General features: G+C 32.2%; 24 protein-coding genes. 8 read left to right on the top strand and 16 right to left on the bottom strand.

The window, feature by feature from the left end:
* Positions 1-2 precede the first annotated feature (2 nt).
* The 11 genes from Q0870_RS08910 to mraZ all read right to left on the bottom strand — a co-directional run bounded on the left by Q0870_RS08910 (position 3) and on the right by mraZ (position 12,146).
* Positions 3-695 (bottom strand): hypothetical protein, encoded by a 693-nt coding sequence (locus Q0870_RS08910; RefSeq protein WP_363317944.1) that lies wholly within the window; start codon positions 693-695, stop codon positions 3-5.
* 16 nt (positions 696-711) lie between these two features.
* Positions 712-2,064, bottom strand: coding sequence for a UDP-N-acetylmuramate--L-alanine ligase (gene murC, locus Q0870_RS08905; protein WP_298554719.1), 1,353 nt, complete (start codon positions 2,062-2,064; stop codon positions 712-714).
* Positions 2,061-3,164 carry an undecaprenyldiphospho-muramoylpentapeptide beta-N-acetylglucosaminyltransferase gene (gene murG, locus Q0870_RS08900; RefSeq protein ID WP_298554717.1) on the bottom strand — a complete coding sequence of 368 codons (1,104 nt, stop codon included), beginning with the start codon at positions 3,162-3,164 and terminating at the stop codon, positions 2,061-2,063. Before murG ends, murC begins: the two co-directional genes overlap by 4 nt.
* The gene (locus Q0870_RS08895; protein ID WP_298554715.1) at positions 3,165-4,358 is read right to left on the bottom strand and encodes an FtsW/RodA/SpoVE family cell cycle protein; all 1,194 of its coding nucleotides are present in this window, start codon (positions 4,356-4,358) and stop codon (positions 3,165-3,167) included.
* Between the two features lie 5 nt (positions 4,359-4,363).
* Complete coding sequence (murD, locus tag Q0870_RS08890; protein ID WP_298554712.1) at positions 4,364-5,701, bottom strand: UDP-N-acetylmuramoyl-L-alanine--D-glutamate ligase; 1,338 nt, start codon at positions 5,699-5,701, stop codon at positions 4,364-4,366.
* 42 nt (positions 5,702-5,743) lie between these two features.
* On the bottom strand, positions 5,744-6,985 hold the full coding sequence (gene mraY / locus Q0870_RS08885; RefSeq protein WP_298554708.1) for a phospho-N-acetylmuramoyl-pentapeptide-transferase: 1,242 nt from the start codon (positions 6,983-6,985) through the stop codon (positions 5,744-5,746).
* Between the two features lies 1 nt (position 6,986).
* Positions 6,987-8,450, bottom strand: a complete 1,464-nt coding sequence (locus Q0870_RS08880) for a UDP-N-acetylmuramoyl-L-alanyl-D-glutamate--2,6-diaminopimelate ligase (protein WP_298554705.1) — start codon at positions 8,448-8,450, stop codon at positions 6,987-6,989.
* Positions 8,447-10,408, bottom strand: a complete 1,962-nt coding sequence (locus tag Q0870_RS08875) for a penicillin-binding protein (protein ID WP_298555221.1) — start codon at positions 10,406-10,408, stop codon at positions 8,447-8,449. Before Q0870_RS08875 ends, Q0870_RS08880 begins: the two co-directional genes overlap by 4 nt.
* A 63-nt stretch (positions 10,409-10,471) precedes the next feature.
* Positions 10,472-10,792 (bottom strand): FtsL-like putative cell division protein, encoded by a 321-nt coding sequence (locus Q0870_RS08870; protein ID WP_298554702.1) that lies wholly within the window; start codon positions 10,790-10,792, stop codon positions 10,472-10,474.
* On the bottom strand, positions 10,793-11,701 hold the full coding sequence (gene rsmH / locus Q0870_RS08865) for a 16S rRNA (cytosine(1402)-N(4))-methyltransferase RsmH (RefSeq protein WP_298554700.1): 909 nt from the start codon (positions 11,699-11,701) through the stop codon (positions 10,793-10,795).
* Complete coding sequence (gene mraZ / locus Q0870_RS08860; protein WP_298554697.1) at positions 11,676-12,146, bottom strand: division/cell wall cluster transcriptional repressor MraZ; 471 nt, start codon at positions 12,144-12,146, stop codon at positions 11,676-11,678. The genes rsmH and mraZ overlap by 26 nt, the downstream gene beginning before the upstream one ends.
* 327 nt (positions 12,147-12,473) lie before the next feature.
* On the opposite strand from mraZ, the gene Q0870_RS08855 reads away from it, so the two are divergent.
* From Q0870_RS08855 to yiaK, 3 genes are all read left to right on the top strand, one after another.
* A complete protein-coding gene (locus Q0870_RS08855) occupies positions 12,474-13,238 on the top strand; it encodes an alpha/beta hydrolase (protein ID WP_298555218.1) in 765 nt (254 codons plus the stop codon).
* 33 nt (positions 13,239-13,271) lie between these two features.
* Complete coding sequence (gene yihA, locus Q0870_RS08850; RefSeq protein ID WP_298554694.1) at positions 13,272-13,877, top strand: ribosome biogenesis GTP-binding protein YihA/YsxC; 606 nt, start codon at positions 13,272-13,274, stop codon at positions 13,875-13,877.
* Between the two features lie 61 nt (positions 13,878-13,938).
* Positions 13,939-14,964, top strand: coding sequence for a 3-dehydro-L-gulonate 2-dehydrogenase (gene yiaK / locus Q0870_RS08845; RefSeq protein WP_298554691.1), 1,026 nt, complete (start codon positions 13,939-13,941; stop codon positions 14,962-14,964).
* 12 nt (positions 14,965-14,976) lie between these two features.
* Here the strand turns inward: yiaK and Q0870_RS08840 are convergent, their stop codons facing one another.
* Together Q0870_RS08840 and Q0870_RS08835 are read right to left on the bottom strand one after the other, a co-directional pair.
* Complete coding sequence (locus tag Q0870_RS08840; RefSeq protein WP_298554689.1) at positions 14,977-16,071, bottom strand: ABC transporter permease; 1,095 nt, start codon at positions 16,069-16,071, stop codon at positions 14,977-14,979.
* 9 nt (positions 16,072-16,080) lie between these two features.
* Positions 16,081-18,231 (bottom strand): carboxy terminal-processing peptidase, encoded by a 2,151-nt coding sequence (locus Q0870_RS08835; protein ID WP_363317943.1) that lies wholly within the window; start codon positions 18,229-18,231, stop codon positions 16,081-16,083.
* Between the two features lie 164 nt (positions 18,232-18,395).
* Here Q0870_RS08835 and surE point away from each other — a divergent pair, with 164 nt between their 5' ends.
* The 5 genes from surE (at position 18,396) to Q0870_RS08810 (ending at position 23,319) form a co-directional block, all read left to right on the top strand.
* On the top strand, positions 18,396-19,166 hold the full coding sequence (surE, locus tag Q0870_RS08830; protein WP_298555214.1) for a 5'/3'-nucleotidase SurE: 771 nt from the start codon (positions 18,396-18,398) through the stop codon (positions 19,164-19,166).
* A 23-nt stretch (positions 19,167-19,189) separates the two neighbouring features.
* The gene (locus Q0870_RS08825; RefSeq protein WP_298554686.1) at positions 19,190-19,471 is read left to right on the top strand and encodes a hypothetical protein; all 282 of its coding nucleotides are present in this window, start codon (positions 19,190-19,192) and stop codon (positions 19,469-19,471) included.
* An 86-nt stretch (positions 19,472-19,557) separates the two neighbouring features.
* Complete coding sequence (gene lpxB, locus Q0870_RS08820) at positions 19,558-20,670, top strand: lipid-A-disaccharide synthase (protein ID WP_298554683.1); 1,113 nt, start codon at positions 19,558-19,560, stop codon at positions 20,668-20,670.
* Positions 20,651-21,217: a C40 family peptidase gene (locus Q0870_RS08815; RefSeq protein WP_298554680.1), complete on the top strand. Its 567-nt coding sequence runs from the start codon at positions 20,651-20,653 to the stop codon at positions 21,215-21,217. Before lpxB ends, Q0870_RS08815 begins: the two co-directional genes overlap by 20 nt.
* A gap of 62 nt (positions 21,218-21,279) precedes the next feature.
* The gene (locus Q0870_RS08810; RefSeq protein WP_298554677.1) at positions 21,280-23,319 is read left to right on the top strand and encodes a ComEC/Rec2 family competence protein; all 2,040 of its coding nucleotides are present in this window, start codon (positions 21,280-21,282) and stop codon (positions 23,317-23,319) included.
* Positions 23,320-23,323: 4 nt separating this feature from the next.
* On the opposite strand, the gene Q0870_RS08805 is transcribed toward Q0870_RS08810, so the two are convergent.
* From Q0870_RS08805 to Q0870_RS08795, 3 genes are all read right to left on the bottom strand, one after another.
* Entirely contained in the window at positions 23,324-23,794 is a 471-nt protein-coding gene (locus Q0870_RS08805; RefSeq protein WP_298554674.1) for a thioredoxin family protein, read from the bottom strand.
* 17 nt (positions 23,795-23,811) lie between these two features.
* Complete coding sequence (locus Q0870_RS08800) at positions 23,812-24,360, bottom strand: thioredoxin fold domain-containing protein (RefSeq protein ID WP_298554671.1); 549 nt, start codon at positions 24,358-24,360, stop codon at positions 23,812-23,814.
* An 88-nt stretch (positions 24,361-24,448) separates the two neighbouring features.
* A complete protein-coding gene (locus tag Q0870_RS08795) occupies positions 24,449-26,233 on the bottom strand; it encodes a peptide MFS transporter (protein ID WP_298554668.1) in 1,785 nt (594 codons plus the stop codon).
* Positions 26,234-26,256 lie beyond the last annotated feature (23 nt).

Raw genomic sequence — 26,256 nt, 5'->3', positions numbered from 1 at the left:
GCTTAAATTTTGGTACATATTACTTGGTTTTCAAACTGTAAATTCACTTTACTATAGTTGTTAAGCGTTTTATCCTTTTGATTTTTTTTGTAAAATGCTTTTAGGTTATTAATCTTTTTATCCAAAAAATACTCATTACCTAATTGCACTAAAAAATCACACTTTCTAAGCTTTAAATAAAGCTGTTTATTAATTCCTTGATGAATCTCGTAAACATGTTTTTTCAAAAACTCATCTTTTCTAATTTTAAGAGCGATTTTATAAACGTTCTTTAAATTATTTTTTTCAATATAACCAGTAACTAAAGGCACTCTTGCAGAATAATTTTTCGACAATGGCATAAATGAACCTTCTTCATCAATATAGTAAGAGGCATTTGTACTTATCCTTGCAATAGGTGTCTTTTGTTCTATTTCAGCGTTAAGTGTACCATTTACAGCAACATACACTTCCGCAGTTTTTATCATTGGATTAGATTTAAGGGCATTTTCTAACTCACTCAAAACTAAAGTTTCTTTAGCCATGTTTTTAACACCTGCATAATTTTGTATTAACAATTTACTAACAGTCTCGTTTGATACAAAAAGATTGTTTTCACCAACAAATGTTATTTTAGGTTTTGATATATTTCTATTAGCATTTCGTGATGATGCAAATGCGAACAGAAAGACTACTAAGCCTAGCAACACAACCATTTTTATGTAACCCCAATTAACTCGCAATACTGAATTCTTTTTTAATATGTTTTACTTCCTTTCCTATATCTCCTGCTCCAATGGTTAAAATAACTTGAGCATTACTTTCATGAATTTTAGTTAGTAAATCAGTTTTATTCACCAACTGTTTGTTTTTAATATTTATTTTGTCTAATAACCACTTTGAAGTCACGCCCTCAATTGGCATTTCTCTGGCAGGATAAATATCTAATAACATTAACTCATCAAATTGAGATAAGCTAATTGCAAAATCGTCTACAAAATCTTTGGTTCTACTGTATAAGTGTGGTTGAAAAATAGCTAACACCTTTTTATTAGGATACATTTCTCTTACCGCTTGATGTACCGCTTTTATTTCTTCAGGGTGATGTGCATAATCATCAATAAATACGAAATCATCGGTTTTAATATGATAAGTAAATCTGCGCTTAACCCCTTTATAAGAGGCTAAAGCATTGGCGAGCTGCTGGTGTGGGCAACCATATTCCACAGCCATCGCCAAGGCTATTAACGCATTCGACAAATTATGTCTACCTGGCAGGTTAAATTTTAAATTTTCAAGTACTGCATTTGGTGTTTTTACATCAAATACATATGTACCGTTTTCTATTTTTATATTATGAATTGAATAATCTGAATCGTCCTCAATACCATAGGTAATTCCTTTTAACGGCAAGCCGTTTTTAACAAACAATTTCCCATTAGGTTTTATTTTTTTTGAAAAATCTTCGAATGTTTTCTTTAACTCTGAAGCATCTCCATAAATATCTAAATGATCTGCATCCATTGAGGTAATGCATGCAAAATCTGGAGATAATGTTAAAAATGAACGATCAAACTCATCTGCCTCGACTACCGAAACATCTGTTCCGTTTAAAATTAAATTTGAACTGTAATTTTCACTAATCCCACCTAAAAAGGCTGTTAAAGGCACTTTACACTCATACATTAAGTGTCCTAAAATACTTGTTGTTGTTGTTTTACCATGCGTTCCTGCAACAGCCAAACAGAATGTATTTTCTGTAATTAAACCTAAAATTTGAGAACGTTTTAATACGTTAAATCCGTTTTCTTTAAAATAACTTAACTGACTATGATTTTTAGGAATAGCAGGCGTATAAACAACTAATGTCCTTTCAATATTCTTAAATTCAGGATTAACATTGTCTATAGAATCAGTAAAATTAACTTCAATACCTAAATCCACTAAACCATCAGTAATCTCAGTCTGTGTTTTATCATAACCTGCAACATGTTTTTTGTTTGCATGAAAATAATGAGCTAATGCACTCATACCAATACCACCAATACCAATTAAATAGACGCTATGTATATCCTTTAAATTCATTTACTTTCTTTCAGAAGTTTTTCTACTTCATCTACTATATCTTTTGTAGCATTTACGAATGCTAATTTTTTTATGTTTTCAGATAACGATTTTTGTTTTTCAGTTGAATTTAACAACAATGAAAATTTGTTTTCAAAATCGGCATCTAAATCTTCTTCTTTAATCATTAGTGCAGCGTTGGCATTTACTATCGACATAGCATTTTTAGTTTGATGGTCTTCAGCAACATTTGGAGAAGGAATAAAAATAACCGGCTTACCAACAATGCACAATTCTGAAACAGAACTTGCTCCTGCTCTAGAAATAACTATATCGGCTGCCGCATAAGCGAAATCCATATTATTTAAAAACTCATAAACCTGAATACTATTTGTGTTCCCGTAAATTTTATATTGTTGATAGTACAACTTTCCACATTGCCATATAATTTGAAGGTTTTGAGTATCGAAAAAATCAAGTTCTTTTTCAATTAACTCATTAATTCTTCTAGACCCTAAACTTCCTCCTATTATTAACAATGTTAACTTACCATGCTTTAAATCGTAAAAATTTTTTGCCTCAACAATTTTTGTCTCAATATCCAACAATCCTTGGCGCACCGGGTTACCTGTTTTAATTATTTTTTCCTTCGGAAAGAATCGTTCTAAACCATCATATGCCACACATATTTTTTGAGCTTTCTTGGATAGTAACTTATTTGTAATTCCAGGATAAGAATTCTGCTCTTGAATTAACGATGGGATGTTATTTGAATTAGCCATTTGCAATAATGGCCCGCTTGCAAAACCACCAGTTCCTATAGCAACATCTGGCTTAAACGCTTTTATGATTTTATGAGCTTTCCAAAGGCTACTAACTAGCTTAAAAGGAAAACTTAAATTCTTTAAGGTTAGCTTTCGTTGGATACCAGAAATCCATAACCCATTTATTTTATAACCAGCTTGCGGCACCTTTTCCATTTCCATTCTGCCCTTTGCCCCAACAAATAAAAACTCAGCATCAGGAAAACGATATTTCAATTCGTTTGCAATAGCTATTGCAGGATATATGTGACCTCCTGTTCCTCCTCCAGATAATATAATTTTATATTTTTGACTCATCTAAATTGCTTCGCTTAGAATTTCTAATGGATTATCCTCATTTATTTCTTTTTCTTTTATCTCCTCTCTTTTCGCACTTACACTTAATATAATTCCTATTGCCAAACAAGTCATCCATATAGAAGTTCCTCCACTACTTATTAGTGGTAATGTTTGCCCTGTAACGGGGAACAACTCAACAGCTACTGCCATATTTATTAATGCTTGAAATACTATTGGAAGACCAACACCTAAAACCAACAACTTCCCGAATATAGTGTCTGATTTTTGCGCTACAATCACTATCCTAAAGAGCAACCATAAATATAAAATCATGATTACAAATCCGCCAATTAAACCATATTCTTCTATTATAATAGCAAATATGAAATCTGAAGATGATTGAGGTAAAAAATTCTTCTGCATGCTTTTACCAGGTCCTACACCTTGAATTCCACCAGTTGCTATAGCAATTTTAGCTTTTTCTATTTGATAATCAGCTTCGGTATCTTCAGGATTAGAAAAGCTTTCAATTCTTCCCATCCAAGTATCAATTCTATTAGGCATGGCATCCGGAAATGCTTTTGCTATCAATATAAATAGTGTTAAAACCAAAATCCCAAAACCTATAATAACGGCTAAATAACGCAATGGATATCCTCCCAAAAAAACCAACATTACCACCATTAAAAACATGATTGCTGCCGTTGAAAAATTAGCAGGAAGTATCAATATCAACACTAAAAAAACAGGAATCCAAAGTGGTAATATCGATGCTTTAAAAGTTACAATTTCATCTTTAATTTTAGACATGTATCGCGCTACATACACCATTAAAACAACAGCCGCTAAAGTTGATGTTTGAAATGACATACCTACAAAAGGAATTTGAATCCACCTACTCGCATTAGCACCTGCTATAGTTGTTCCTTGCATCATAGTAAGACCCAGTAAAACAAGTACAATGGGAATCATTATTAATGACAGTCCTTTAAAATATCTATATGGAATTTTATGAACCCCATAAATTATTGCGAAACCCAAAACTAAATGAACAAAATGTTTAACAAAAAAAGTAAATGTATTACTTCCTGTACCTTTATAAGCCAAATTACTAGCCGCACTATAAACAGGTAAAAACGAGAGGATTGCCAATAGCGCTACTATTGCCCAAATTAAACGATCTCCCTTTATGTTTTTAAATAATGTTTGCACTCTTATTACAATTTTCTTACAGCTTCTTTAAATTGACGTCCACGATCCTCATAATTTTCAAATAAATCAAAACTTGCACATGCTGGCGAAAGCAATACATTATCTCCAGATTCTGCAACCTTATACGCTATTTTTACCGCTTCATTCATAAACTGAGTTTCTATTATAACGTCAACCATATTCCCAAAGGTGTTCATTAACTTTTCATTATCTACACCCAAGCAAATAATTGCTTTTACTTTTTCGTTTATAAACGGAAATAATTCCTCATAATTATTGCCCTTATCAACACCACCAACAATCCATACTGTGGGAGCTCCCATACTTTCCAAAGCGTAATACGTAGCATTTACATTAGTTGCTTTTGAATCGTTTATATACTGTACTTTATTGATTTTAAGTACTTGTTCTAATCGATGCTCAACACCCTGAAAATTTTCTAAACTCTCCCTAATAGTCTGCTTTCTAATTTTTAGTAAATGCGCCACAGTAGAAGCAGCCATGGCATTTTTAATATTGTGCTTTCCTTCTAAAGTAATGTTTGCTGTTGGCATAATTATCTGGTTATTATTTATTGTTATTTTAATATTTTTTTTATCTAAATACGCACCATTTTCAATAGGTTTCTTCAATGAGAATGGCAATAATGTGGATTGAACTGGATTATTCTTCAAATGATTAACAATTACTTCATCATCGGCATCATAAATCAAAAAATCGTCCTTTGTTTGATTCATGGCAATTCTGAATTTAGAGCTGATATAATTTTCAAATTTGTATTCATATCTGTCTAAATGATCTGGAGTGATATTTAGCAATACAGCAATATTTGGCTTAAAATCAATAACATCATCCAATTGAAAACTACTAATTTCTAATACATAGTTTTTGAAGCCTTCTTCCAAAACCTGCTTTGCAAAACTGTCTCCAATATTTCCTGCCAACCCTACATTTAATTCTTGTTTTAAAATGTGATGCGTTAACGTTGCTGTGGTTGTTTTACCATTACTTCCTGTAACACCAACAATCGTAGCATTGGTGAATTTTGAAGCAAATTCAATTTCAGAAAGCACAGAAATGCCTCTTTTACGAATTTGCATTACCAAACCAACTGTATCTGGAATCCCAGGGCTTTTCATGACGATATTGGCATTTAGAATTTTTGATTCTGTATGCGTTTCATCTTCCCATTCAATCTCATTATGTATAAGAACTTGTTTGTACTTTTCTTTTATTTTTCCTTTATCGGAAACAAAAACTTCATATCCTTTTGCCTTTCCTAAAAGCGCTGTTCCAACACCACTTTCTCCTCCTCCTAATATGACTAATCTTTGTTTTTTCATTCTTTTCATGAGATGCTTCGACTGCGCTCAGCATGACAAGTATTATCTAATTTTCAGTGTCACAATTGAAAGGATAGCCAATAAAATCCCAACAATCCAAAACCGTGTAACTATTTTACTTTCGTGATATCCAGATTTTTGATAATGGTGATGCAAAGGCGACATTTTAAAAATCCGACGACCTTCCCCATACTTCTTTTTGGTATATTTAAACCAGCTTACTTGCATAATGACAGATAAATTTTCTGCAACAAAAATTCCGCATAATACAGGAATTAACCATTCTTTACGAACTGCAATAGCTATTACTGCTATAATCCCTCCTATGGTCAAGCTTCCCGTATCACCCATAAACACTTGAGCTGGGAAGGTGTTATACCATAAAAAACCTATAAGAGCCCCTACAAAAGCTGCTATATAAATTGTGATTTCCTCAACTCTTGGGATATACATGATATTTAGGTATTCTGAAAAAATAATGTTACCAGATACCCAAGCAAAAATCCCTAACGTAAGTACAATAATTGCCGAAGTTCCTGCTGCCAAACCATCAATACCATCTGTTAAATTAGCTCCATTTGAAACTCCTGTAATGATGATTATAACTATCAGAATAAAAATTACCCATGCATATTTTTTTAAATCTGGACTTATCCAAGTAATTAAATCGGCATAATCAAACTCATTTCCTTTAACAAAAGGAATTGTAGTTTTAGTTGACTTCATTTCATCTTCAAATAATTTTGAAGCTTCTATATCTGGATTTTGAGTCAATAAAACACGTTGCTCTTCAATAGGTAATTTCTCTTTCATCGTTACATCCTGATGAAAAAATAAGGTTGCCCCTACAATAATTCCTAAACCTATTTGCCCTAAAACCTTAAACCTTCCTTTTAACCCTTCTTTATCATTTTTAAACTTCTTTAAATAATCATCAATAAAACCAATAACCCCCATCCAGAGCGTTGTTACTATTAAAAGCAAGATGTAAATGTTTTCTAATTTAGCCAATAATAACACTGGAATAAGTGTTGCTAGAATAATGATAAGCCCTCCCATGGTTGGTGTTCCAGCTTTTTCCTTTTGCCCTTCTAAACCCAAATCTCTTATAGTCTCTCCCATTTGCTTTTTTTGCAGAAAGCGAATGATTCTTTTACCATAAATAGTAGAAATTAACAGTGACAAAATCATAGCCAAAGCCGCCCTGAAAGTTAAAAACCCAAAAAGCGTAGCTCCTGAAAGCTGAAACTGTTTTTCTAAATATTCGAATAGGTAATACAGCATATTATTTTTGTAATTGTTTTAAAAATTCTTTTACTATTTTAAGGTCATCAAAATCATAGCGTTCGCCTTTAATTTCTTGATACGTTTCATGACCTTTACCCGCTATTAAAATAATATCGTTAGCCTGAGCCATTTGACAAGCTGTTTTTATAGCCTGTTTCCTGTCTTCAATAGTTAGTGTTTTTTTGAAATTTTGAGGCTCAACACCTGCTTCAATTTCATTTAAAATATCTTCAGGTTTTTCACTTCTTGGATTATCACTTGTAAAAATCACTTTGGTACTTAATGCAGAAGATATGTGTCCCATTTTCGGGCGCTTTATTTTATCTCTATCACCTCCACAACCAACAACAGTAATAAGTTCTTCATTCTTAGTCCGGATACTATTAATAGTCTCTAACACATTTTTTAACGCATCAGGTGTATGTGCATAATCAACAATAGCCGTTATTTTTTCATCTGAAATCACATATTGAAAACGACCACTTACGCTTTCTAGACCGCTTATTAAACGTAGTATTTCTACTTTTTCAAGCCCTAATAATTCCGCAGTAGCGTAAATTGCCAACACGTTATAAGCGTTAAAATTCCCAATAAGTCTTGTCCACACTTCGCTATCATTAACCTTTAACAATAAGCCTCCAAACTGATTTTCTAAAATTTGAGTTTTATAATCTGCATATTGCTTTAAGGCGTAGGTATATTTTTTTGCTTGGCTATTTTGCAGCATCACCAAGCCATTTTTATCATCAATATTTACCAAGGCAAAAGCTTGACTAGATAATTTATCGAAGAATTTCTTTTTAACATCTCTATACTCTGCAAATGTTTTATGATAATCTAGATGATCATGTGATAAGTTAGTAAAAATGCCGCCTTCAAAGCGCAAACCTTCTGTTCTAAATTGATGAATACCATGAGAGCTTACTTCCATAAAGCAAAACTCCACACCTTCAGCATTCATTTCACTTAAATACTTATTAATAGTTAGCGAATCAGGAGTGGTATGTGTTGCTTTATATTCAACTTCATCTACCATAATTTTTACAGTAGACAGTAATCCAACTTTATACCCTGCTTTTTTAAACAACTGATACAATAAACTTGTTACCGTAGTTTTTCCATTTGTTCCAGTAACACCAACAAGTCTTAGGTTTTCTGATGGATTTTTATAAAAATTTGAAGCTATGATAGCTAAAGCCTTACTTGTATTATCTACTTCAACATAAGTAACACCATCAACTAATTTTTTAGGCATACTTTCACAAACTACACTTATCGCTCCTTTTTTTATAGCCGTCTCAATATAATCATGTCCATCAGCCACCAAACCACGAATTGCAACAAATAAGTGATTTTTTTCAACCTTTCTAGAATCAAAATTAACAGCATGAACATGTATGCCAGTACTTCCAACCACAGCATTTAAGGTAGCCTTATACAATATGTCTTTTAATGCTATCATGATGCTTTTAAAACTATGATTTGATTATTTTTTAGCTTTGTATTTTTATTAACAGACTGTGCTTTTACAACACCATTACCATTCAATTTTACTTTAACATCAATCTGCATATTTTCTAATAATGCCAATGCATCCATAGCAGGCATACCAACTAAATTTGGCATAATCGTTTTATAAATTTGAGCTGTTTTGTAAAATTTCTCATATTCATCTTCAACAGCCCCCATTTTCACTTCTAAGGATTCTATCTCATCTACTAAAGGCGTATCTGTATATATTTTTTGAGCTACTCTTTTAAAAACTGGACCTGATACATCTGCTCCATAATAACCAACACTTTTATCTGGCTCATGAATCACTACAATACATGAATACTTGGGATTCTCCGCAGGAAAATACCCTGCAAATGATGAGATGTAATTCAGTTTTTCTTTATCCCTATAATCTTTTTGGCAAGTACCCGTTTTTCCAGCCATTGAGAAATTCTTAGAATACAGTCTATACCCCGTCCCATGCTTCTTTTCAACTACATTTTTAAGCAATGCTTGTAATTTTACAATCGTTTCTTTTGAACAGATTTCTTTATTAATAACTTCTTTTTCAAAAGGCTCAATAACCTTATCAAACTCCTTAACTTCTCTTAAAAATCTTGGTTTTACCATTACACCATCATTAGCAACCGCATTGTAAAATGTTAAGGTTTGCAAAGGTGTAAATGATACGCCGTAGCCATAAGCCATCCATTGCAATGCAATACCACTCCAACGCCCATTTTTAACTCTCGGATCTGGAATGATTGGTTTTGGCTCTCCTATAATTGGTAAATTCAAATCACTATTTAAATTCATATCATACAACCTGTCGACAAATTTTTCAGGTTGTTTTCTGTAAGCTTGATCAATTGCTTTTACAATACCTGTATTAGAAGACACTTCGAATGCTTTTGAAACTGTCACCTTACCATAACCTCCGTGCTTAGAATCGCGAACCTTTTTTCCGTAAAAGCTTAAAATTCCTTTTTCTGTATCTACAACATCACTTGTATCAACCACTTTATCTTCAAAAGCTGCAGCAAGCGCCATAAGCTTAAATGTAGAACCCGATTCATGACTTTCACCTACCGCATAATTTAAACGCTCATAGTAATGCCCGTTTTTATTTCTTCCTAAATTTGAAATTGCTCGAATCTCTCCTGTTTTTGTTTCCATAACCACAACACAACCATGGTCTGCTTTATATTTTTCTAATTGCGCTAGCAATGCATGGTGCGCAATATCTTGTATGTTTACATCAATTGTAGTATAAACATCATAGCCATCTTTTGGTTCAATTTCATTAGCATCACTTAAAGGCTTCCATTGCCCTTTTCCTATTTGTTGTTTTTTACGCTGCCCATCAACTCCTCTTAAATACTTTATTCCAAAAGCACCATCAATCCCAGGTCTAGTTACATTTCCTTTATCATCAATACGCTCGTAACCAATAGTTCTCTGAGCAATACCACCCATTGGGTGTTCTCGTTTTGTAGTTTGCTCAACGATTAAACCGCCTTTAAAAGCTCCTAATTCTAATAATGGAAAATTTCTTAATCTTATATAATCTGAATAACCAATATTTCTTGCTAACAAAAAGTATCTATTTCTGTTTGCCCGTGCACGCCTAATATCTTTTTCAAATTTACTTGAAGGTTTTCCTGAATATTTAAAAAGTGAATCACAAAGCGGTTTTATGTGTTTTTCAAAAGTTTTTGTTTTTGGCGTTAAGGCATCAATTCGGATATCGTATTTAGGAATTGAGGTTGCTAATAAATTACCATTAACCGAATACACATTTCCTCTATTAGCAGGGATAACCACATTTTTCACAACACGCTCCGTAGCTTTTGCCCGATAAACATCGCCTTGAAGAAATTGAATACTCAACAATTTAAAAACCACAGCAAGTCCGAAGATGAACATACATCCAGCTATAAAATACAAACGGTTTAATATGTTGCTTTCGTTTACTGCCAAGGTTTAACTTTAATTTTGAGTTTTTTTAACTTTAATTTTTTTTGGCGGAATAACCGAAGGTGCCAACCCTTTATCTTTCATTACTTCTATAACATGCGATTCCATTTTAAGCCTCATAAGCTTAGATCGTCCATCAACAAATGCCGAACGCATTTCTTTAACTTCATTTTTTAATCGCGCAATTTCATATACTTTTTTATCTGCACTGTGCGAGCTTGCAATCATTATTATAGCAAGCCCTGAAATGAATAGAATGAATCGCCAGTTTCTAAATGAATCATCACTGACTAAAAAAGTTCCCTTTAATATGTTGTAGATATTTTTCTTCACTTATAATTTCTCCGCAATTCGAAGTTTTGCACTTCTTGCTCTATTATTTATTTTTATTTCTTCTGCTGTTGGCACAATTAATCCGTTTACTTTTTTTAGTGGCACCTCAAAATTTCCAAACATATCTCGCTCTGGCTCTCCTTCAAACATGCCATTTCTAATAAAACGCTTTACCAACCTGTCCTCAAGAGAGTGATAGGAAATAAAACTTAATCGACCACCAACCTTTAATACTTCTGGAGTTTGAAGTAAAAACTCCTTTAAAACCTCGATTTCTTGATTAACCTCAATCCTAATTGCTTGATAAATTTGAGCTAGCACCTTATTTTCATGTCTTGGAGGCAAAAATTTCCTCAACACCGTTTTTAGCTGCTCGCTAGTAATTATTGGTTCCGTTTCCCTGTATTCAACTATTAATCTTGCCATAGCTGGAGCGGCACGCAACTCACCATATTGCAAAAACACTTGTTTTAATCTATCCTCCTCATACTCATTAACAACATGAAAAGCTGACAACTCGTTTTCTTGATTCATACGCATATCCAAATCTGCTTCAAAACGAGTTGAAAATCCTCGTTCAGCAACATCAAATTGATGCGAAGACACACCAAAATCAGCCAGAACTCCATCAACTTGCTTTACACCATGAAATCTCAAAAAACGCTTTACAAACCTGAAGTTTTCATGTATCAGTGTAAATCTATCATCATCAATTGTATTTCTAAGAGCATCCAAATCTTGATCAAAAGCAAAAAGTTTTCCCTTATTACCAAGGCGTTTTAAAATTTCTTTACTATGTCCGCCACCGCCAAAAGTAACATCCACATAAACACCGTTTGGATCTATCTTTAAACCATCAACGGTTTCTTTAAGAAGTACAGGATTATGATATTCCATTGTCATTGTCATCTTGTCCCATTACATCTTCAGCTAATTCAGCAAAATCAATCGTTGCGTCACTAATAACCTGTTCGTATAAATCCTTATCCCAAATCTCAATAATATTAATTGCTGAAGCCACAACAATATTCTTCGAAATTTCCGCAAAAACAGTTAAATCTTTAGGAATCAACAATCTACCACTCACATCTACATCAACCATTTTTGCCCCTGCAGTAAACCTTCTTATAAAATCATTATTCTTCTTTTTAAACTTATTTAACTTGTTCATCTTCCCCATTAACACCTGCCATTCTTCAATAGGATAAAGCTCCAAACATTTTTGAAAAACAGAACGACGCAAGACAAATCCGTCTTGTAAAATCGCAGAAAGCTGCTTTTTTATAGCCGCAGGCATCATTAACCTACCCTTTGCATCAACTTTACAATCATATGTCCCTGTAATTAAATCCAATCCGGTTTGCTGAGTTTTAAACGTTTAAGTTTCAAATATATTGAAAATTATCCCACTTTATACCACTAAATACCACTTTGTTAATAAATATTCAATCAAATATGTTTTTTAACCGATTTTAGGATTGTAAAACCCACGCTATAACAAGCTCAATTTCTAATTGAAAATTTTAAATTATGAAATACTCATATTGTTAATATGTCTTTATTAAAGTTTCAATAATCTCATTTATAAAAACCCCTGTTTTTCCTTGAAAACAATTATTATGATGGAAATATGAATGAAATACCTATATTTGTTTTTATCGAATGAATGACTAACCTATTGATGACGCATAGTTTAAAAAAAGAAAAAAATTACAGCTATATTGAAGCAGGTGAAGGCACACCTATTATTGTATTACATGGCCTTATGGGAGGCCTTAGTAATTTTGATGCTGTAACCGAATATTTCAGTACAAGAAACTACAAAGTCCTTATCCCTGAATTACCACTTTACAGTAAATCTTTGCTTAAAACCAACGTTAAATATTTCGCGAAATACCTACATGATTTTATTGAATTTAAAGGTTTTAAAGAAGTCATTTTATTAGGCAACTCTTTAGGTGGACATATTGGTTTATACCATACCAAACTCTTTCCTGAACGCGTAAAAGCACTTATAATAACAGGAAGCTCTGGGTTATACGAAAATGCTATGGGCGGTGGCTACACCAAGCGTAGTGATTACGAGGTAATTAAAAAGAAAGCCCAAGATGTATTTTACGACCCAGCTGTAGCTACAAAAGATATTGTTGATGAAGTTTATGAAACTGTAAATAATCGAAATAAACTTATAAAAACTTTAGCGATTGCCAAAAGCGCAATAAGACACAATATGGCTAAAGACTTGCCTGATTTAACAACCCCAACGTGTATTATTTGGGGAAAAAATGATGGTGTCACACCGCCTGAAGTTGCCGAAGAATTTAATGAATTACTACCAGATTCAGAATTATATTGGATTGACAAATGTGGTCATGCTGCAATGATGGAACACCCTGATGAGTTCAACAAGATACTTGATACTTGGTTACAGAAAAAAGGATTCTGACAAATTCTATAAAAAAATCCATTTACTCAAAATATGAAAATTAAGTCTGCAGAATTTGTAGTTAGTAACTCTGATGTTGAAAAATGCCCAAAAAGCAGACTACCTGAATACGCATTTATTGGAAGAAGTAATGTTGGTAAATCTTCATTAATTAACATGCTCACTAGCAGGAAAAGCCTTGCGAAAACTTCAGGAAGACCAGGGAAAACACAGCTTATTAATCATTTTTTAATTAATAAAAATTGGCATTTAGTAGATTTGCCAGGTTATGGCTATGCACGTGTTTCTAAAAGCGCAAAAAAGGTATTTCAAAAATTTATAACTCAGTATTTTGGTTTACGAGAACAACTAGTTACTGCATTTGTTCTAGTTGATATAAGGCACAACCCGCAACCTGTAGATTTAGAGTTTATGCAATGGCTTGGTGAAAACGGCATTCCTTTTTCAATCATATTTACCAAAGCTGACAAACTAAGACCTAAAGCTATTGAAAACCATGTTGAAAATTATAAAAATATTCTTTTAGAAACTTGGGAAGAGATGCCAAATTACTTTATAACATCATCTTCAAAAGACATTGGAAAAGACGATGTTTTAGGGTATATTCATGGTTTGAATGAGAATTTTAGTCCAGAATAATTCTAATTTACTGAATCAATCTTCTGTCATAATTTAACATAAACATGTTAATACAACTAAGATGAAAACTGTACAAATTACTAAAAAAGAAATGGAGAATACGCTCTTCAAAATCTTTATAAAACACAATTTTCCTCAAGAAAAGGCAAAATTATTATCAGAGGTATTTACTGAAAACTCACTTTCTGGTGTAACTTCTCATGGTATAAATCGAGTACCACTTTTTACAGACTATGTAAAGAAGAATTTAATCAACAAAGATTCTGAAGCTGAAAAGAAAGAAGTTTTTGGAAGTTTAGAACGGTGGGATGGTAATAATGGACCAGGTATTATTAATGCCGTAAAATGCACCAATCGTGCTATAGAATTAGCCAAAGCTAATGGAATTGGACTAGTTGCTTTAAGAAACACAAATCATTGGATGAGAGGTGGATATTATGGCTGGCAAGCCGCAAATCACAATTGTATTTCTATTCTTTTCACCAACACAAAACCCAATATGCCAGCTTGGGGAGGCAAGGAATTAAAACTTGGAAACAATCCCTTTATAATATCAATACCCAGAAAAGAAGGACACGTTGTTCTTGATATGGCTATTTCTCAATTCTCCTTTGGAAAAATAAATGATTACAAACTAAAAGGAGAAGAATTACCTTTTGAAGGCGGCTGGGACAATGAAAACAAATTAACTAAAAATCCAGAACATATATTAGAAAGTGAGCGTAGTTTACCTATTGGCTATTGGAAAGGATCTGCACTTTCAATGGTTTTAGATATGTTAGCAACCATTTTATCAGCTGGAAAATCTACTTTTAAATTAGGCTTGGAAGAATTTGAAACAGGAGTTTCACAAATATTTATTTGCTTAGACAAAAAAACATTTAACGATTCAAGTTTACAAGAAAAACTTTTGAATGAAATTATAGATTTTACACATAAAACAACACCAAACAAACCTGGAGAAAAAACATATTATCCTGGTGAACGCAGTTTGAAGGCAAGAAGAAAAAATCTAAACAAAGGCATCCCTGTAAATACTACTATTTGGAATACCATTCTAGAAATAGAAAATACAACAATCAATTAAACACTTTTAAATTCAGCTTTTCACATCCAAAGCATCCCTAAGCGCATTTCCAATCAGCATAAAAGCCATTACTAAACTCATAATACAAAGTCCAGGAATGATGGCTAAATAAGGTTTACCTAAAATTATATAATTGTAATGATCTTTAATCATGGCTCCCCAGCTTGCCATTGGTGGCTGCGCACCAATACCTAAAAAACTCAAACCGCTTTCTATTAAAATAGCCCCTGCAAAATTAGCTGCCGAAATTACAATAACTGGCGCCATTATATTGGGTAAAATATGTTTAGTAATAATCCTAAAATCATTATAACCTAGCGCCCTTGCCGCAGTAACGTATTGCATTTCTTTTGCGCTTATTATTTGTCCGCGTACTACCCTAGCAACCTCAACCCACATGGTTAAACCTACCGCAATAAATACTTGCCAAAAGCCTTTGCCTAAAGCTAGTGTAATAGCAATAACTAATAACAGCGTTGGGATAGACCATGTTACATTAATAATCCACATAATTGCCGCATCAACTTTTCCGCCAAAATAGCCCGCAATACTTCCCATAAAAATCCCAATTAACAACGAAATAAGCACGGCTACAAAGCCAATAAAAAAAGATATTCGAGCGCCAACTAAAACACGACTTAATAAATCGCGCCCATATTTATCGGTACCAAAAAGAAAGCTTTTTTCTTTAATAAAGTCTTGTGGTGAATTGTTTGGAAACGTATTGATTTTAATAGCTTTTTCAGCACCTTCCAATCCATCAGTTGCATATTCTTTATATATTAAAACATCATCTTTAATGTTGTACTCAGAAATAGGGATTTCGGAATCTGTATTTTTCTTTCCGAAGAATAATTTATCAAACCCACTTTGTTTTACTTTAATTTTAGATGGAATATTTAGCATTGTAACCTTAAAACCAGGTTTTTCAGAGTGTATTGACAAATGCATTTGGTTGGCATATTGAGAATTGTCGGGTGCAAAAGCATAAGCCAAAATAGACACCACACCTACCAAAACAATAAAATAAAAACTAAAAACGCCCCAAAAATTCTTTTTAAATTTTTGGAGCGCTAATTGTTTTAGTGAGTTTGATTTAGGACTCATAAATAGTCTTTAATTCTTTACCGTAGATGCTACTTTTTTAATTGGATATGACGTTTTTAAATCCTCTAATACATTAAGAGCCTCTTCAACATACACATCTTTACTTAAATTTATATGCCAGCGTTGGCGTTTTTCTTTTAAGTCGGTAGTATCTTGTTCAATAAGTGCTTTTTCAAACCCATGAGACTGGAAAGTCAAGTTTGTTTTATAATTTGAAATAGCATCAAACTTTTTAGATTCTAACTCATTAGCTTCTAATTGGTTTTTATATATCTTATAGTTTAAAGAATAAACCGTTTCGTCAATTTTACTTTTAACCCATTTTGCATTTTCTTCAATAAGCTTTAATTGCTCATTGGTACTCATTCGTTTCTTACTATTATTAACAGTAGCATCATAATCAAAATAATAATTCCAAGGTGTGTAATCTGCGGCATCAATTTCATCATAAGGTAACGGATTATCTTTATCTTTTTCACCTACATCAATAAAACTAAATCGCCCTGGTACATTAACATCACTTTTAACACCTTCTAATTGCACCGAACCTCCATTAATTCTGTAATATTTTTGTCTTGTAAGTGCCAATGCTCCTAAATCGCCGCTTGTATTATTTCTAAGCATATTATTTAAATCAATAACATTTTGAACTGTCCCTTTTCCATAAGTTTGCTTACCACCAATAATGATAGCACGTTTATAGTCTTGCATAGCCGCCGCCATAATTTCTGAAGCCGATGCAGAAATTTCGTTTACCAAAATCACTAAAGGTCCATCCCAAGAGATTGTTTTATCTCTGTCTTTTAAAACCTCTTTAGGCTGATCTGTTGAACGCACTTGCACAATAGGCCCGTCTTTAATAAACAAACCAGCCATATCTACCACAGCAGGCAAAGACCCCCCACCATTATTACGCAAATCAAGCACCAAGCCTTCCATGCCTTCTGCTTTTAAATATTCAATCTCGCTTTTTACATCTTTGGCAGCATTAATATTTTTGTAATCTTGAAAATCTACATAAAAAGCAGGCAGATTAATAATACCAAATTTTTTATCATCCTTTTCAACAATTGAGGATTTAGCATAAGTTTCAACCAATTCAACAACATCTCTTATGATTTCAACTTCTTTAACAGATCCATCAACTTTTTTAATAGTAAGCATTACTTTGGTTCCTTTTGGGCCTTTTATATATTTTATTGCGTCATTTATTCGCATTCCAACAATATCTACAGGAAACTCTTCATCTTCTTGTTTTACTTTTAAAATAATATCTTCAACTTCTAACTCATTACTTCTCCAAGCAGGGCCTCCAGAAATCAATTCTACAATCTTAATATAATCCATTCTTTTTTGCAGTCTTGCCCCAATACCTTCAAGCTTACCAGACATACGCTGATCAAAATCTTCCTTTCCTTTAGGTGCCAAGTAATAAGTGTGTGGATCAAACTCTTCAACAATAGTGTTTACATAAACTGCAAACCAATCTTCTCGTCGTTGATCATCAATATAATCTTCAAAATAAATATTAATAGAATTTAAAGTTGCTTTGCGTGCTTCTTCTTCTATTTGCTCCTCCGGTTTTAAAACATAATCAGAATTTGCTTCTTTAGCTCTTTTTTCTTCTTCTTTAATATCGTCATAATTAGAGAGTGTTGAGAATTTTAATTGCCTTCTCCAACGGTCTTTCATCTCTTTTTTGTTTTTTACAAACGTGCTATTTTCATAATTTGTATCAAACTCTTCATCAATAGAATAATCAAAAGGTTTTGATAAAACATCTTTATATATTTCTTTAGCCTCCTCTATACGTTTAAGCATACGCTCATTTACAACATTAAAAAATGTAATATCCGTTATTTTTAGTTGGTCATCAAGATTCAATTTAAAAGCTTCAAAGTCCTTATAATCAGATTCGTAAAAATAACGTTTAACAGGATCTACAATTTCTATATAATCTGAAAACAATTCCTCAGAAAAAGCATCATCCAGAGCTATAGGATCAAAATGCCCCTGATCTAACACAAATGTTATAATTTGAATTAGTAATTTATCTTTATCTGGATTGCTGAATTTTTTTGATGTAAAACTACAAGACGCAAACGCTAATAGCAGTAGTAATGAGAGTACTTTATAATTCCTTTTCATAATATTCTTCATGTGTTAATATTTTTTGCTTCTAGAAAGCACAGCATATTTTTCACTAAAATAAAGAAAAAACCATGCCAACTCCTTGAATCGCTACTAATTTTTTGTTAAACCAAAGAATTTAACCGTTTACTAACGAAATTATGTATTTTAGCGATGAGTTTTATGAAATTATAATGCACAAAAGACCACTTATACTTGTAACGAACGACGATGGTATTAATGCCCCAGGCATACGAGCTTTAATAGCGGTAATGAACACCATTGGTGATGTTGTAGTTGTTGCACCAAACAGCCCGCAAAGTGGTATGGGGCATGCAATTACTTTAAACTCGACCTTATATTCTGAGGAAGTTCGTTTAGATAATGGGCCACAAAAAGAATTTAGTTGCTCTGGCACACCCGCCGATTGTGTAAAACTAGGCATAAGAGAACTATTAGACAGCCCCCCCGACCTATGTGTTTCGGGTATTAACCATGGCTCTAACGCTTCCATAAATGTAATCTACTCGGGCACAATGAGTGCAGCCATTGAAGCGGGAATTGAAGGTATTCCAGCCATTGGGTTTTCATTATTAGATTACAATTGGGACGCTAATTTTGAAGCCTGTAAATCGTACGTGAAAACAATTACCCAAAATGTCTTAGAACATGGTTTACCAAATGGTGTAGTTTTAAATGTTAATATCCCGAATATTCCTAAAAAAGAAATAAAAGGCATAAAAGTTTGCAGACAAGCTAAAGCCAATTGGGTGGAAGAATTTGACAAACGAAAAACACCTCAAGGAAAAGATTATTACTGGCTTACAGGTAAGTTTGTTAATTTAGATGGTGGTAAAGATACTGATGAATGGGCTCTTGAAAAAGGCTATATATCATTAGTTCCTGTACAATTTGATTTAACGGCACATCATTTTTTAAAAGATTTAAATAATTGGAATTTATAACTACTGAAAAACACTCAGAATAAATGAAAAAAGACATTTTTATAGGTATGTTTGTTGGTTTAATAGCCAATACTATTGGTTTATTTTTAGCGGCTAATTTATTAGGAAAGGGAGATGATTTTGCTTTAGTTATTAAAGCCGCCGCTGAAGAAGGTTTTTTAGGAAAACTAATAAGTTTAGGGGCTATTTTAAACTTAATAGCTTTTTTTATTTTTATAAGAAAAAGGCAAGACTATAAAGCAAGAGGCGTTTTACTAATAACAGTTTTCATAGCTGTTTTTACTTTTGTTTTTAAACTTTTTTGATTTTTTGTCCCCTCGAGTGCAGTCGAGAAGTTTTACTAAAAAGTTTATATAGAGGCTTCGACTGTACTCGACCTAACAATAAAATAATGAAGTACTATATTGTAGCTGGAGAAGCATCAGGCGACTTACATGGCTCGAACCTTATGAAAGCATTAAAAGTTGTTGACGCTGATGCCGATATTAGGTTTTGGGGTGGAGACCTCATGCAGTTGGCTGGAGGCACTTTAGTAAAGCACTATAAAGAACGTGCCTTTATGGGTTTTGTTGAAGTCATAATGAATCTCAATAAAATTTTTAAAGACATTTCTTTTTGCAAAAATGATATTTCAAATTTCAATCCTGATGTAGTCGTTTTTATAGATAATTCTGGTTTTAATTTGCGTATTGCAAAGTGGGTAAAACAACAAGGGTTCAGAACAAGCTATTATATTTCTCCACAAGTTTGGGCATCTAGAGCTAGTAGAGTTACAGCAATTAAGCGGGATATTGACAATATGTACGTCATTCTTCCTTTTGTAAAACCCTTTTACAAAAAGCACGGGTATCATGTTACATTTGTGGGACATCCGTTAATTGATGCCATAGCGAATAGAGAGCAAGTTGATGAATTAAAATTTAGAAAAACTCACAATTTAGGAGAAAAACCCATAATAGCATTATTGCCAGGAAGTAGAAAGCAAGAAATAAAAAAAATGCTTTCTGTAATGTTGAGTTTAGTTGATAAATATCCTAATAATCAATTCGTGATTGCTGGTGCTCCAAGTCAAGATTATAGTTTTTATGAACCTTTTATAAAATCTAATGATGTTAAATTTATTGCAAACCAAACCTATGATTTATTAAGTATTTCAATAGCAGCATTAGTAACTTCCGGAACTGCCACCTTAGAAACAGCGCTTTTTAAAGTACCACAAGTAGTTTGCTATAAAGGAAGTAACATTTCGTATCAGATTGCCAAACGAATAATAACTTTAGAATATATTTCGTTAGTAAACCTGGTTATGGATAAAGAAGTTGTAACTGAATTAATTCAAAAGAATTTCAACAAAAAAAGGCTTAAACAAGAGTTGGACAATATCCTAAATCCTAAAATGCGAAAACAGTTGTTTCTAGATTATTATGAATTAGAAAAAGCTTTAGGAGGTAAAGGTGCCAGTGAAAAAACTGCAAAATTGATTTATGAGTCTGTTAAATTTTAAGATAAAAAGGACACTATTAATTCTTATTCTTGTTATAAGTTTTGGCAGTTGTAAGTCTACAAAACGTGCTAAAGAAAGAAAAGCTTCATCAACAAAAATTATTACCAAAAAGGACAAAAAAGAAGGCAGTAATGCAGCTACTTCTGAAACAGGTTCCGTAAAATCTAAAGTAGACTTCATCATTGATTACGCTAAACAGTTTGAAGGTGTTCGCTACAAATGGGGCGGAACAACAAAATCGGGTATGGATTGCTCAGGATTGATTTATGAATCTTTTAAATCTAACAACATTTTCTTGCCAAGAATTTCTAGAGACATGGCAAAAAAAGGCAATAAAATTCAACTTAAAAAAGCTTTAAAAGGCGATTTACTTTTTTTCAAAACCGGAAATAGAAGAAATTCTATAAACCATGTTGGTTTGATTATTGACATTCGAGACAACGACATTAAATTTATTCACGCCACTTCAAGTAAAGGAGTAATTATATCTGGTCTTAACGAAACCTATTGGTTAAAAGCCTTCCATCAGGCGCGCAGGGTTTTGTAATTCCGGTCGTCTTTCAAAATGAGCTATAATTAGAATAAGATATTTTTATATCTTACAGGAGCATGAAATTACTCAATTTTACAATAATCAAACTAACTATTTGTCTTATTCTAGGCATTATCATTGGGAATTTAATAACAATTCCTCCTAGCATTTCGATTATATTAACCGCTTCTCTTTTGTTAATTCTATTAGCATTTTATTTAGTTGCAAAAAAACAATTTATTAAAACAATTTGGTTTGGTTTGCTAGCTTTTTTAGTTATGGTTTCTGTTGGAATTTTAACAACAAGTCTTCATAATCAAAAAAACTTTTCAAATCATTATACTAAAGCAATTTCAACAGAAAGTGACAGCTTAACAAAGATTACATTTAGAATTAGAGAAGTTTTAAAACCTAGTAATTATTATGACAAATATGTTGTTGACGTTTTAGAAGTTGATAATAAAAATACATCAGGAAAAACACTTTTAAACATTCAAAAAGACACATTACAATCACTATTAAGTGTTGATGATATATATATTTGTAAAACAGATTTTAAAAACTTAACACATCCGCTTAACCCACATCAATTTGACTACAAAAGTTATTTAGAGAAGAAATACATTTATCATCAACTCTCCATAACCAATAATGCATTATTACCAATTGAATCTAAATCTAAAACGTTATTTGGTGTTGCCGATAATATTCGCGAGCATATTAACAAAAAACTAAAGCCCCATGACTTTAAACCTGATGAACTTGCCATTATTAATGCACTTTTATTAGGTCAGCGTCAAGATATTAGTGAAGATGTTTATACTAGCTACACCAATGCAGGAGTTATACATATTTTGGCAGTTTCAGGACTTCATGTTGGTATTATTCTATTAATATTAAGCTTTATTTTCAAACCCCTAGAACAATTTAAACATGGCAAACTTATAAAAACCATTTTACTGGTTACTATTTTATGGAGTTTTGCATTAATTGCTGGTTTATCAGCATCTGTTACTCGTGCTGTAACTATGTTTAGTATAGTAGCCATAGCCTTAAACCTTAAAAGACCAACAAACATTTACAATACTTTGGCGATAAGCATGTTTATTATATTGCTTTTTAAACCCATGTTTTTGTTCGATGTTGGTTTTCAGCTAAGCTATTTGGCGGTTTTTGCTATTGTTACAATCGACCCGCTTTTATATAATTTTTGGAAACCAAAAAACAAACTTCTAGATTTTTATTGGCATACGCTTACTATTACAGTTTCAGCTCAATTTGGAATAATGCCTTTAAGTTTGTTTTATTTTCATCAGTTTCCTGGATTGTTTTTCATATCAAACTTAGTTATAATACCATTTTTAGGAGTTATTTTAGGCTTTGGTATTCTAGTTATCGTATTAGCTATTTTAAATTTACTCCCTCAATTTATAGCCGATATTTACGGGTATATTATTGAGTTAATGAATAATTTTGTGGAATGGGTTTCAAAACAAGAAGATTTTTTATTTAAAGACATTTCTTTTAGCTTTTTATATGTATTGGTTTCTTATTTATTAATAATAACTTTTGTTCGACTTCTGTTAAAAAAAAATTATTCAAACCTGAGGATGTTTTTAGTTGCTGTGCTTATTGTTCAAGCTGCTTTTATATATAAAAACTTTAATAAACCTTCAAATGAATTTATTGTATTTCATAAAAGCAAGTATAGCCTTTTAGGAAATACAACAAATAATAAAACTCTAGTTGCTAGTAACCTTGATAGTATTGCAAAATCAACAAACCAGATTATAACCAATTACGTTGTTGGAAATCATATTAAAACAATAGAAGAACATGATATTTCTAATATATATAGACTCAATAAAAAACACCTTTTAATAGTTGATAGTTTAGGTATTTATAACATAAAATCAATTAAACCAGATTTAGTATTACTTACACAGTCTCCAAAAATTAATTTAAATCGTTTAATAGACTCTTTAAACCCAAAACAGATTATTGCAGATGGTAGCAACTATAAATCTTATGTAAAAGGATGGGAAAGTATTTGCAAAAAAAGAAAACTCCCTTTTCACCAAACTAGTAAAAAGGGAGCTTTTATTATAAATTATTAAAGGTTTAAATCACTTTTTTGACAATACTATTTGCGACTTCTAGCCATTTACTTGCACCCCCTCGAACATAGCCTGTTTTACCAAGATTGTTCAAATTCATTTTTCCATCTGGTAATTTCTCTGGACTTACAAAATGTATCGCTGGATACCCTCTTACTTTAAACATAGATTGTAATTGACGGTTTTGAGCCTTTAATGTTGCATCTTGTGGCGTTCTTCTTGGAAAGTCCAATTCTACTAAAACAACATCATCAGACCATTCTTCAAAATCAGAAGTTTTAAAAACTTCATTTTGCAATTTTATACACCAACCGCACCAATCTGAACCTGTAAAAAAAAGCATGACTTTTTTATTCTCATTAACAGCAATTTCTAACGCTTCATTAATATCTGTATACCAAGTTAATCTTTCTTGCGAAAAACTACTGGCTGAAATTAAAATTCCTAAAAAGAGCGTAAATAATATATTTTTCATTGAAATATTTTTCAAAATTAGCTTTTAAACTCATAATTAAAAGCTTTGTAGTATTCGTTAAATTTATCTTGAGTATCAAGTGTTTTATGGTCATCTTTTTTAAACATTTTTAAATAGAGTTCCATTTGCTCTGGAGTTTTATATCCTTTTAAAGGGAAAATTAAATTTGCATCTTCATCTAAAAACACAATGGTTGGAAAAGCTTGAATTTGAAAATATCGAGATAGCTCATGAGCAGAATTTCTTCTTTTTGCTAAAGCAGGATTATAATTTGGATTCGAAAATTTCTGACCATTAAAATTAATCTCATCATTACCCTCAGCATTAAACTTTACGGCGTAATAATTTTTATTTACATAAGCTGCTACATCTTCATTCTGAAATGTATTCTTGTCTAACATTTTACAAGGTCCACACCAATTGGTATAAACATCCATCATAATTTTTTTTGGTGTCTTCTTCTGAAGTGCAACAGCCTCTTCTAGAGTTACCCAATTTATCTTTTGTGCTATGGCATTAAAACTTATAAAAGCCAGAGCAAATAGTAAAAGTATAGTCTTCTTCATAATCATCTGAGTTGCAAAAGTTGTTCCGAACTTACAAAAAAAGCTCCTAATCAGGAGCTTTTTGAATATTTTTTAACTTTTTTTTCGATTAACGCACACCGTGCATAAGTTTTTTAAGCACTGGGTTTAATAAAATTGAAACTAGCCCAACACCTATAGGTATTAAAGTAAATATTAAAAAGAAAGTCCCTAGAGAGTATTCTTCTGAAATTTTATCAATCATTCCTCCCATTGTCCCAGCTGCTTTTTGTCCTACTGCAATTGCCAGATACCAAACCCCAAACATAAAGCCTATCATACGTGCAGGAACAAGTTTACTTAAATACGATAAACCTACTGGGGATAAGCACAATTCTCCCATAGTATGAAATAAATATGCCAAAATTAAAAAAATCATACTTACGGAAGCTGTTTTTGCTCCAGAAGGAATATCTGATGCTCCATAAGATAATATTGCAAAACCTATACCTAACAAAATTAATCCAATACCATATTTCATTGCGGCACTTGGGTTATATTTACTTTCCCACCATCTTGAAAATAATGGAGCAAGCGTTATTATAAAAAATGAATTTAATATCCCAAACCAAGTTGCTTCAATTTCATTTCCAAGTTCAGCGAATTTATTAACCAATCTAAAAATTACTAAAAACCAAATACCTGCAAAGGCAACACCTAAAATTATATTAGACAAACCTATTCTTGAAAATGTCTTTTTTGATAATAAAAATAACACCCATGTGATAATTATGAGCGGTATAGTTGTTAGTAATGCATCAACTATTTTAAATATCATAGCGGAATTACCCACTAAACTTCTACTTGTATAATCTCTTGCAAACAAAGTCATTGAACCTAATGATTGCTCAAAAAAAGCAAAAAAGAAAACTGTAAATAATCCAAAAATAGATACTGCAATAATTCTATCTCGAACAATTGGAATATATCTAGCAATTCTTGTAACCAATAGAATTAAAAATAACACCAGTGCACCTAAAACTATAATGTTCGAACCACTCATACCAAATAATTCGAAAGGCGCTAAACTTGTACCATCAATTTTTTCTAAGGGGTCATTAAACAGGTAAAGCAATCCCCCAAGGGAGGATAAAATAATTAATATCTTATCAAATAGGGTAAAAGGATTCCGTTTCTCATCTATCTTATTTCCTTCTCTTTCTACAGGACTTTCTTCATTAATGTTTTGAGGTAATTCCACTTCGTGAACTTTACTTGGTTTAGCTCCAATACTTCCAAATAAACTTCCAGCTAGCCAAAATTGTAACATACCCAAAAACATAAATATTCCTGCCAGACCAAAACCCCAAGACCATCCAAAATTTTCTGCTAAATAACCACAAAGCATCATTCCAAAGAATGCACCAGCATTAACACCCATATAGAAAATCGTATAAGCTCCATCCTTTTTAGATTCCTTTCCTTTATACATTTCTGATATTATAGAAGTAATATTAGGCTTAAAGAAACCAGTACCAATTACTAATAAAGCTAATCCTAAATAAAAAGTCATAGTGGTTTCTAAAGCCATTGCTGCATGACCAAGCGTCATGATTAAACAACCTAAAACAACAGCTAATCGATAACCAGTAATTTTATCAGCAACCCAACCTCCTATTATTGGTGTTAAATATAGTAATGAAGCATAAGTACCAATTAATGCTAAAGCGTGTTCACGTGGCCATTCCCAGCCAGGATTATCACTTATAATTGGTGCTGTTAAAAATAATACTAATAGAATACGCATTCCGTAAAACGAAAAACGCTCCCACATTTCTGTAAAAAACAACACAAATAAACCAGCGGGGTGTCCTATTACTTTATCTTTAAAAAGATTTTCGATATCGGTATTCATAAGAAGAAAATTTAATTGTTTTA

Origin of the sequence: uncultured Algibacter sp. (assembly GCF_947487575.1) — a bacterium.
Classification (GTDB): domain Bacteria; phylum Bacteroidota; class Bacteroidia; order Flavobacteriales; family Flavobacteriaceae; genus Algibacter_B.
The sequence above is the reverse complement of the archived record's forward strand: the minus strand, read 5'-3'. Positions and strand labels throughout refer to the sequence as shown.

Bases quoted from the DNA above. Each gene is read 5' to 3' on its own strand.
- Q0870_RS08910 (WP_363317944.1), bottom strand. From the start codon at position 695: ATGGTTGTGTTGCTAGGCTTAGTAGTCTTTCTGTTCGCATTTGCATCA.
- murC (WP_298554719.1), bottom strand. From the start codon at position 2,064: ATGAATTTAAAGGATATACATAGCGTCTATTTAATTGGTATTGGTGGT.
- murG (WP_298554717.1), bottom strand. From the start codon at position 3,164: ATGAGTCAAAAATATAAAATTATATTATCTGGAGGAGGAACAGGAGGT.
- murD (WP_298554712.1), bottom strand. From the start codon at position 5,701: ATGAAAAAACAAAGATTAGTCATATTAGGAGGAGGAGAAAGTGGTGTT.
- mraY (WP_298554708.1), bottom strand. From the start codon at position 6,985: ATGCTGTATTACCTATTCGAATATTTAGAAAAACAGTTTCAGCTTTCA.
- Q0870_RS08880 (WP_298554705.1), bottom strand. From the start codon at position 8,450: ATGATAGCATTAAAAGACATATTGTATAAGGCTACCTTAAATGCTGTG.
- Q0870_RS08875 (WP_298555221.1), bottom strand. From the start codon at position 10,408: ATGTTCATCTTCGGACTTGCTGTGGTTTTTAAATTGTTGAGTATTCAA.
- rsmH (WP_298554700.1), bottom strand. From the start codon at position 11,701: ATGACAATGACAATGGAATATCATAATCCTGTACTTCTTAAAGAAACC.
- Q0870_RS08855 (WP_298555218.1), top strand. From the start codon at position 12,474: ATGACGCATAGTTTAAAAAAAGAAAAAAATTACAGCTATATTGAAGCA.
- yihA (WP_298554694.1), top strand. From the start codon at position 13,272: ATGAAAATTAAGTCTGCAGAATTTGTAGTTAGTAACTCTGATGTTGAA.
- yiaK (WP_298554691.1), top strand. From the start codon at position 13,939: ATGAAAACTGTACAAATTACTAAAAAAGAAATGGAGAATACGCTCTTC.
- Q0870_RS08840 (WP_298554689.1), bottom strand. From the start codon at position 16,071: ATGAGTCCTAAATCAAACTCACTAAAACAATTAGCGCTCCAAAAATTT.
- Q0870_RS08835 (WP_363317943.1), bottom strand. From the start codon at position 18,231: ATGAAGAATATTATGAAAAGGAATTATAAAGTACTCTCATTACTACTG.
- surE (WP_298555214.1), top strand. From the start codon at position 18,396: ATGCACAAAAGACCACTTATACTTGTAACGAACGACGATGGTATTAAT.
- Q0870_RS08825 (WP_298554686.1), top strand. From the start codon at position 19,190: ATGAAAAAAGACATTTTTATAGGTATGTTTGTTGGTTTAATAGCCAAT.
- lpxB (WP_298554683.1), top strand. From the start codon at position 19,558: ATGAAGTACTATATTGTAGCTGGAGAAGCATCAGGCGACTTACATGGC.
- Q0870_RS08815 (WP_298554680.1), top strand. From the start codon at position 20,651: ATGAGTCTGTTAAATTTTAAGATAAAAAGGACACTATTAATTCTTATT.
- Q0870_RS08810 (WP_298554677.1), top strand. From the start codon at position 21,280: ATGAAATTACTCAATTTTACAATAATCAAACTAACTATTTGTCTTATT.
- Q0870_RS08805 (WP_298554674.1), bottom strand. From the start codon at position 23,794: ATGAAAAATATATTATTTACGCTCTTTTTAGGAATTTTAATTTCAGCC.
- Q0870_RS08800 (WP_298554671.1), bottom strand. From the start codon at position 24,360: ATGAAGAAGACTATACTTTTACTATTTGCTCTGGCTTTTATAAGTTTT.
- Q0870_RS08795 (WP_298554668.1), bottom strand. From the start codon at position 26,233: ATGAATACCGATATCGAAAATCTTTTTAAAGATAAAGTAATAGGACAC.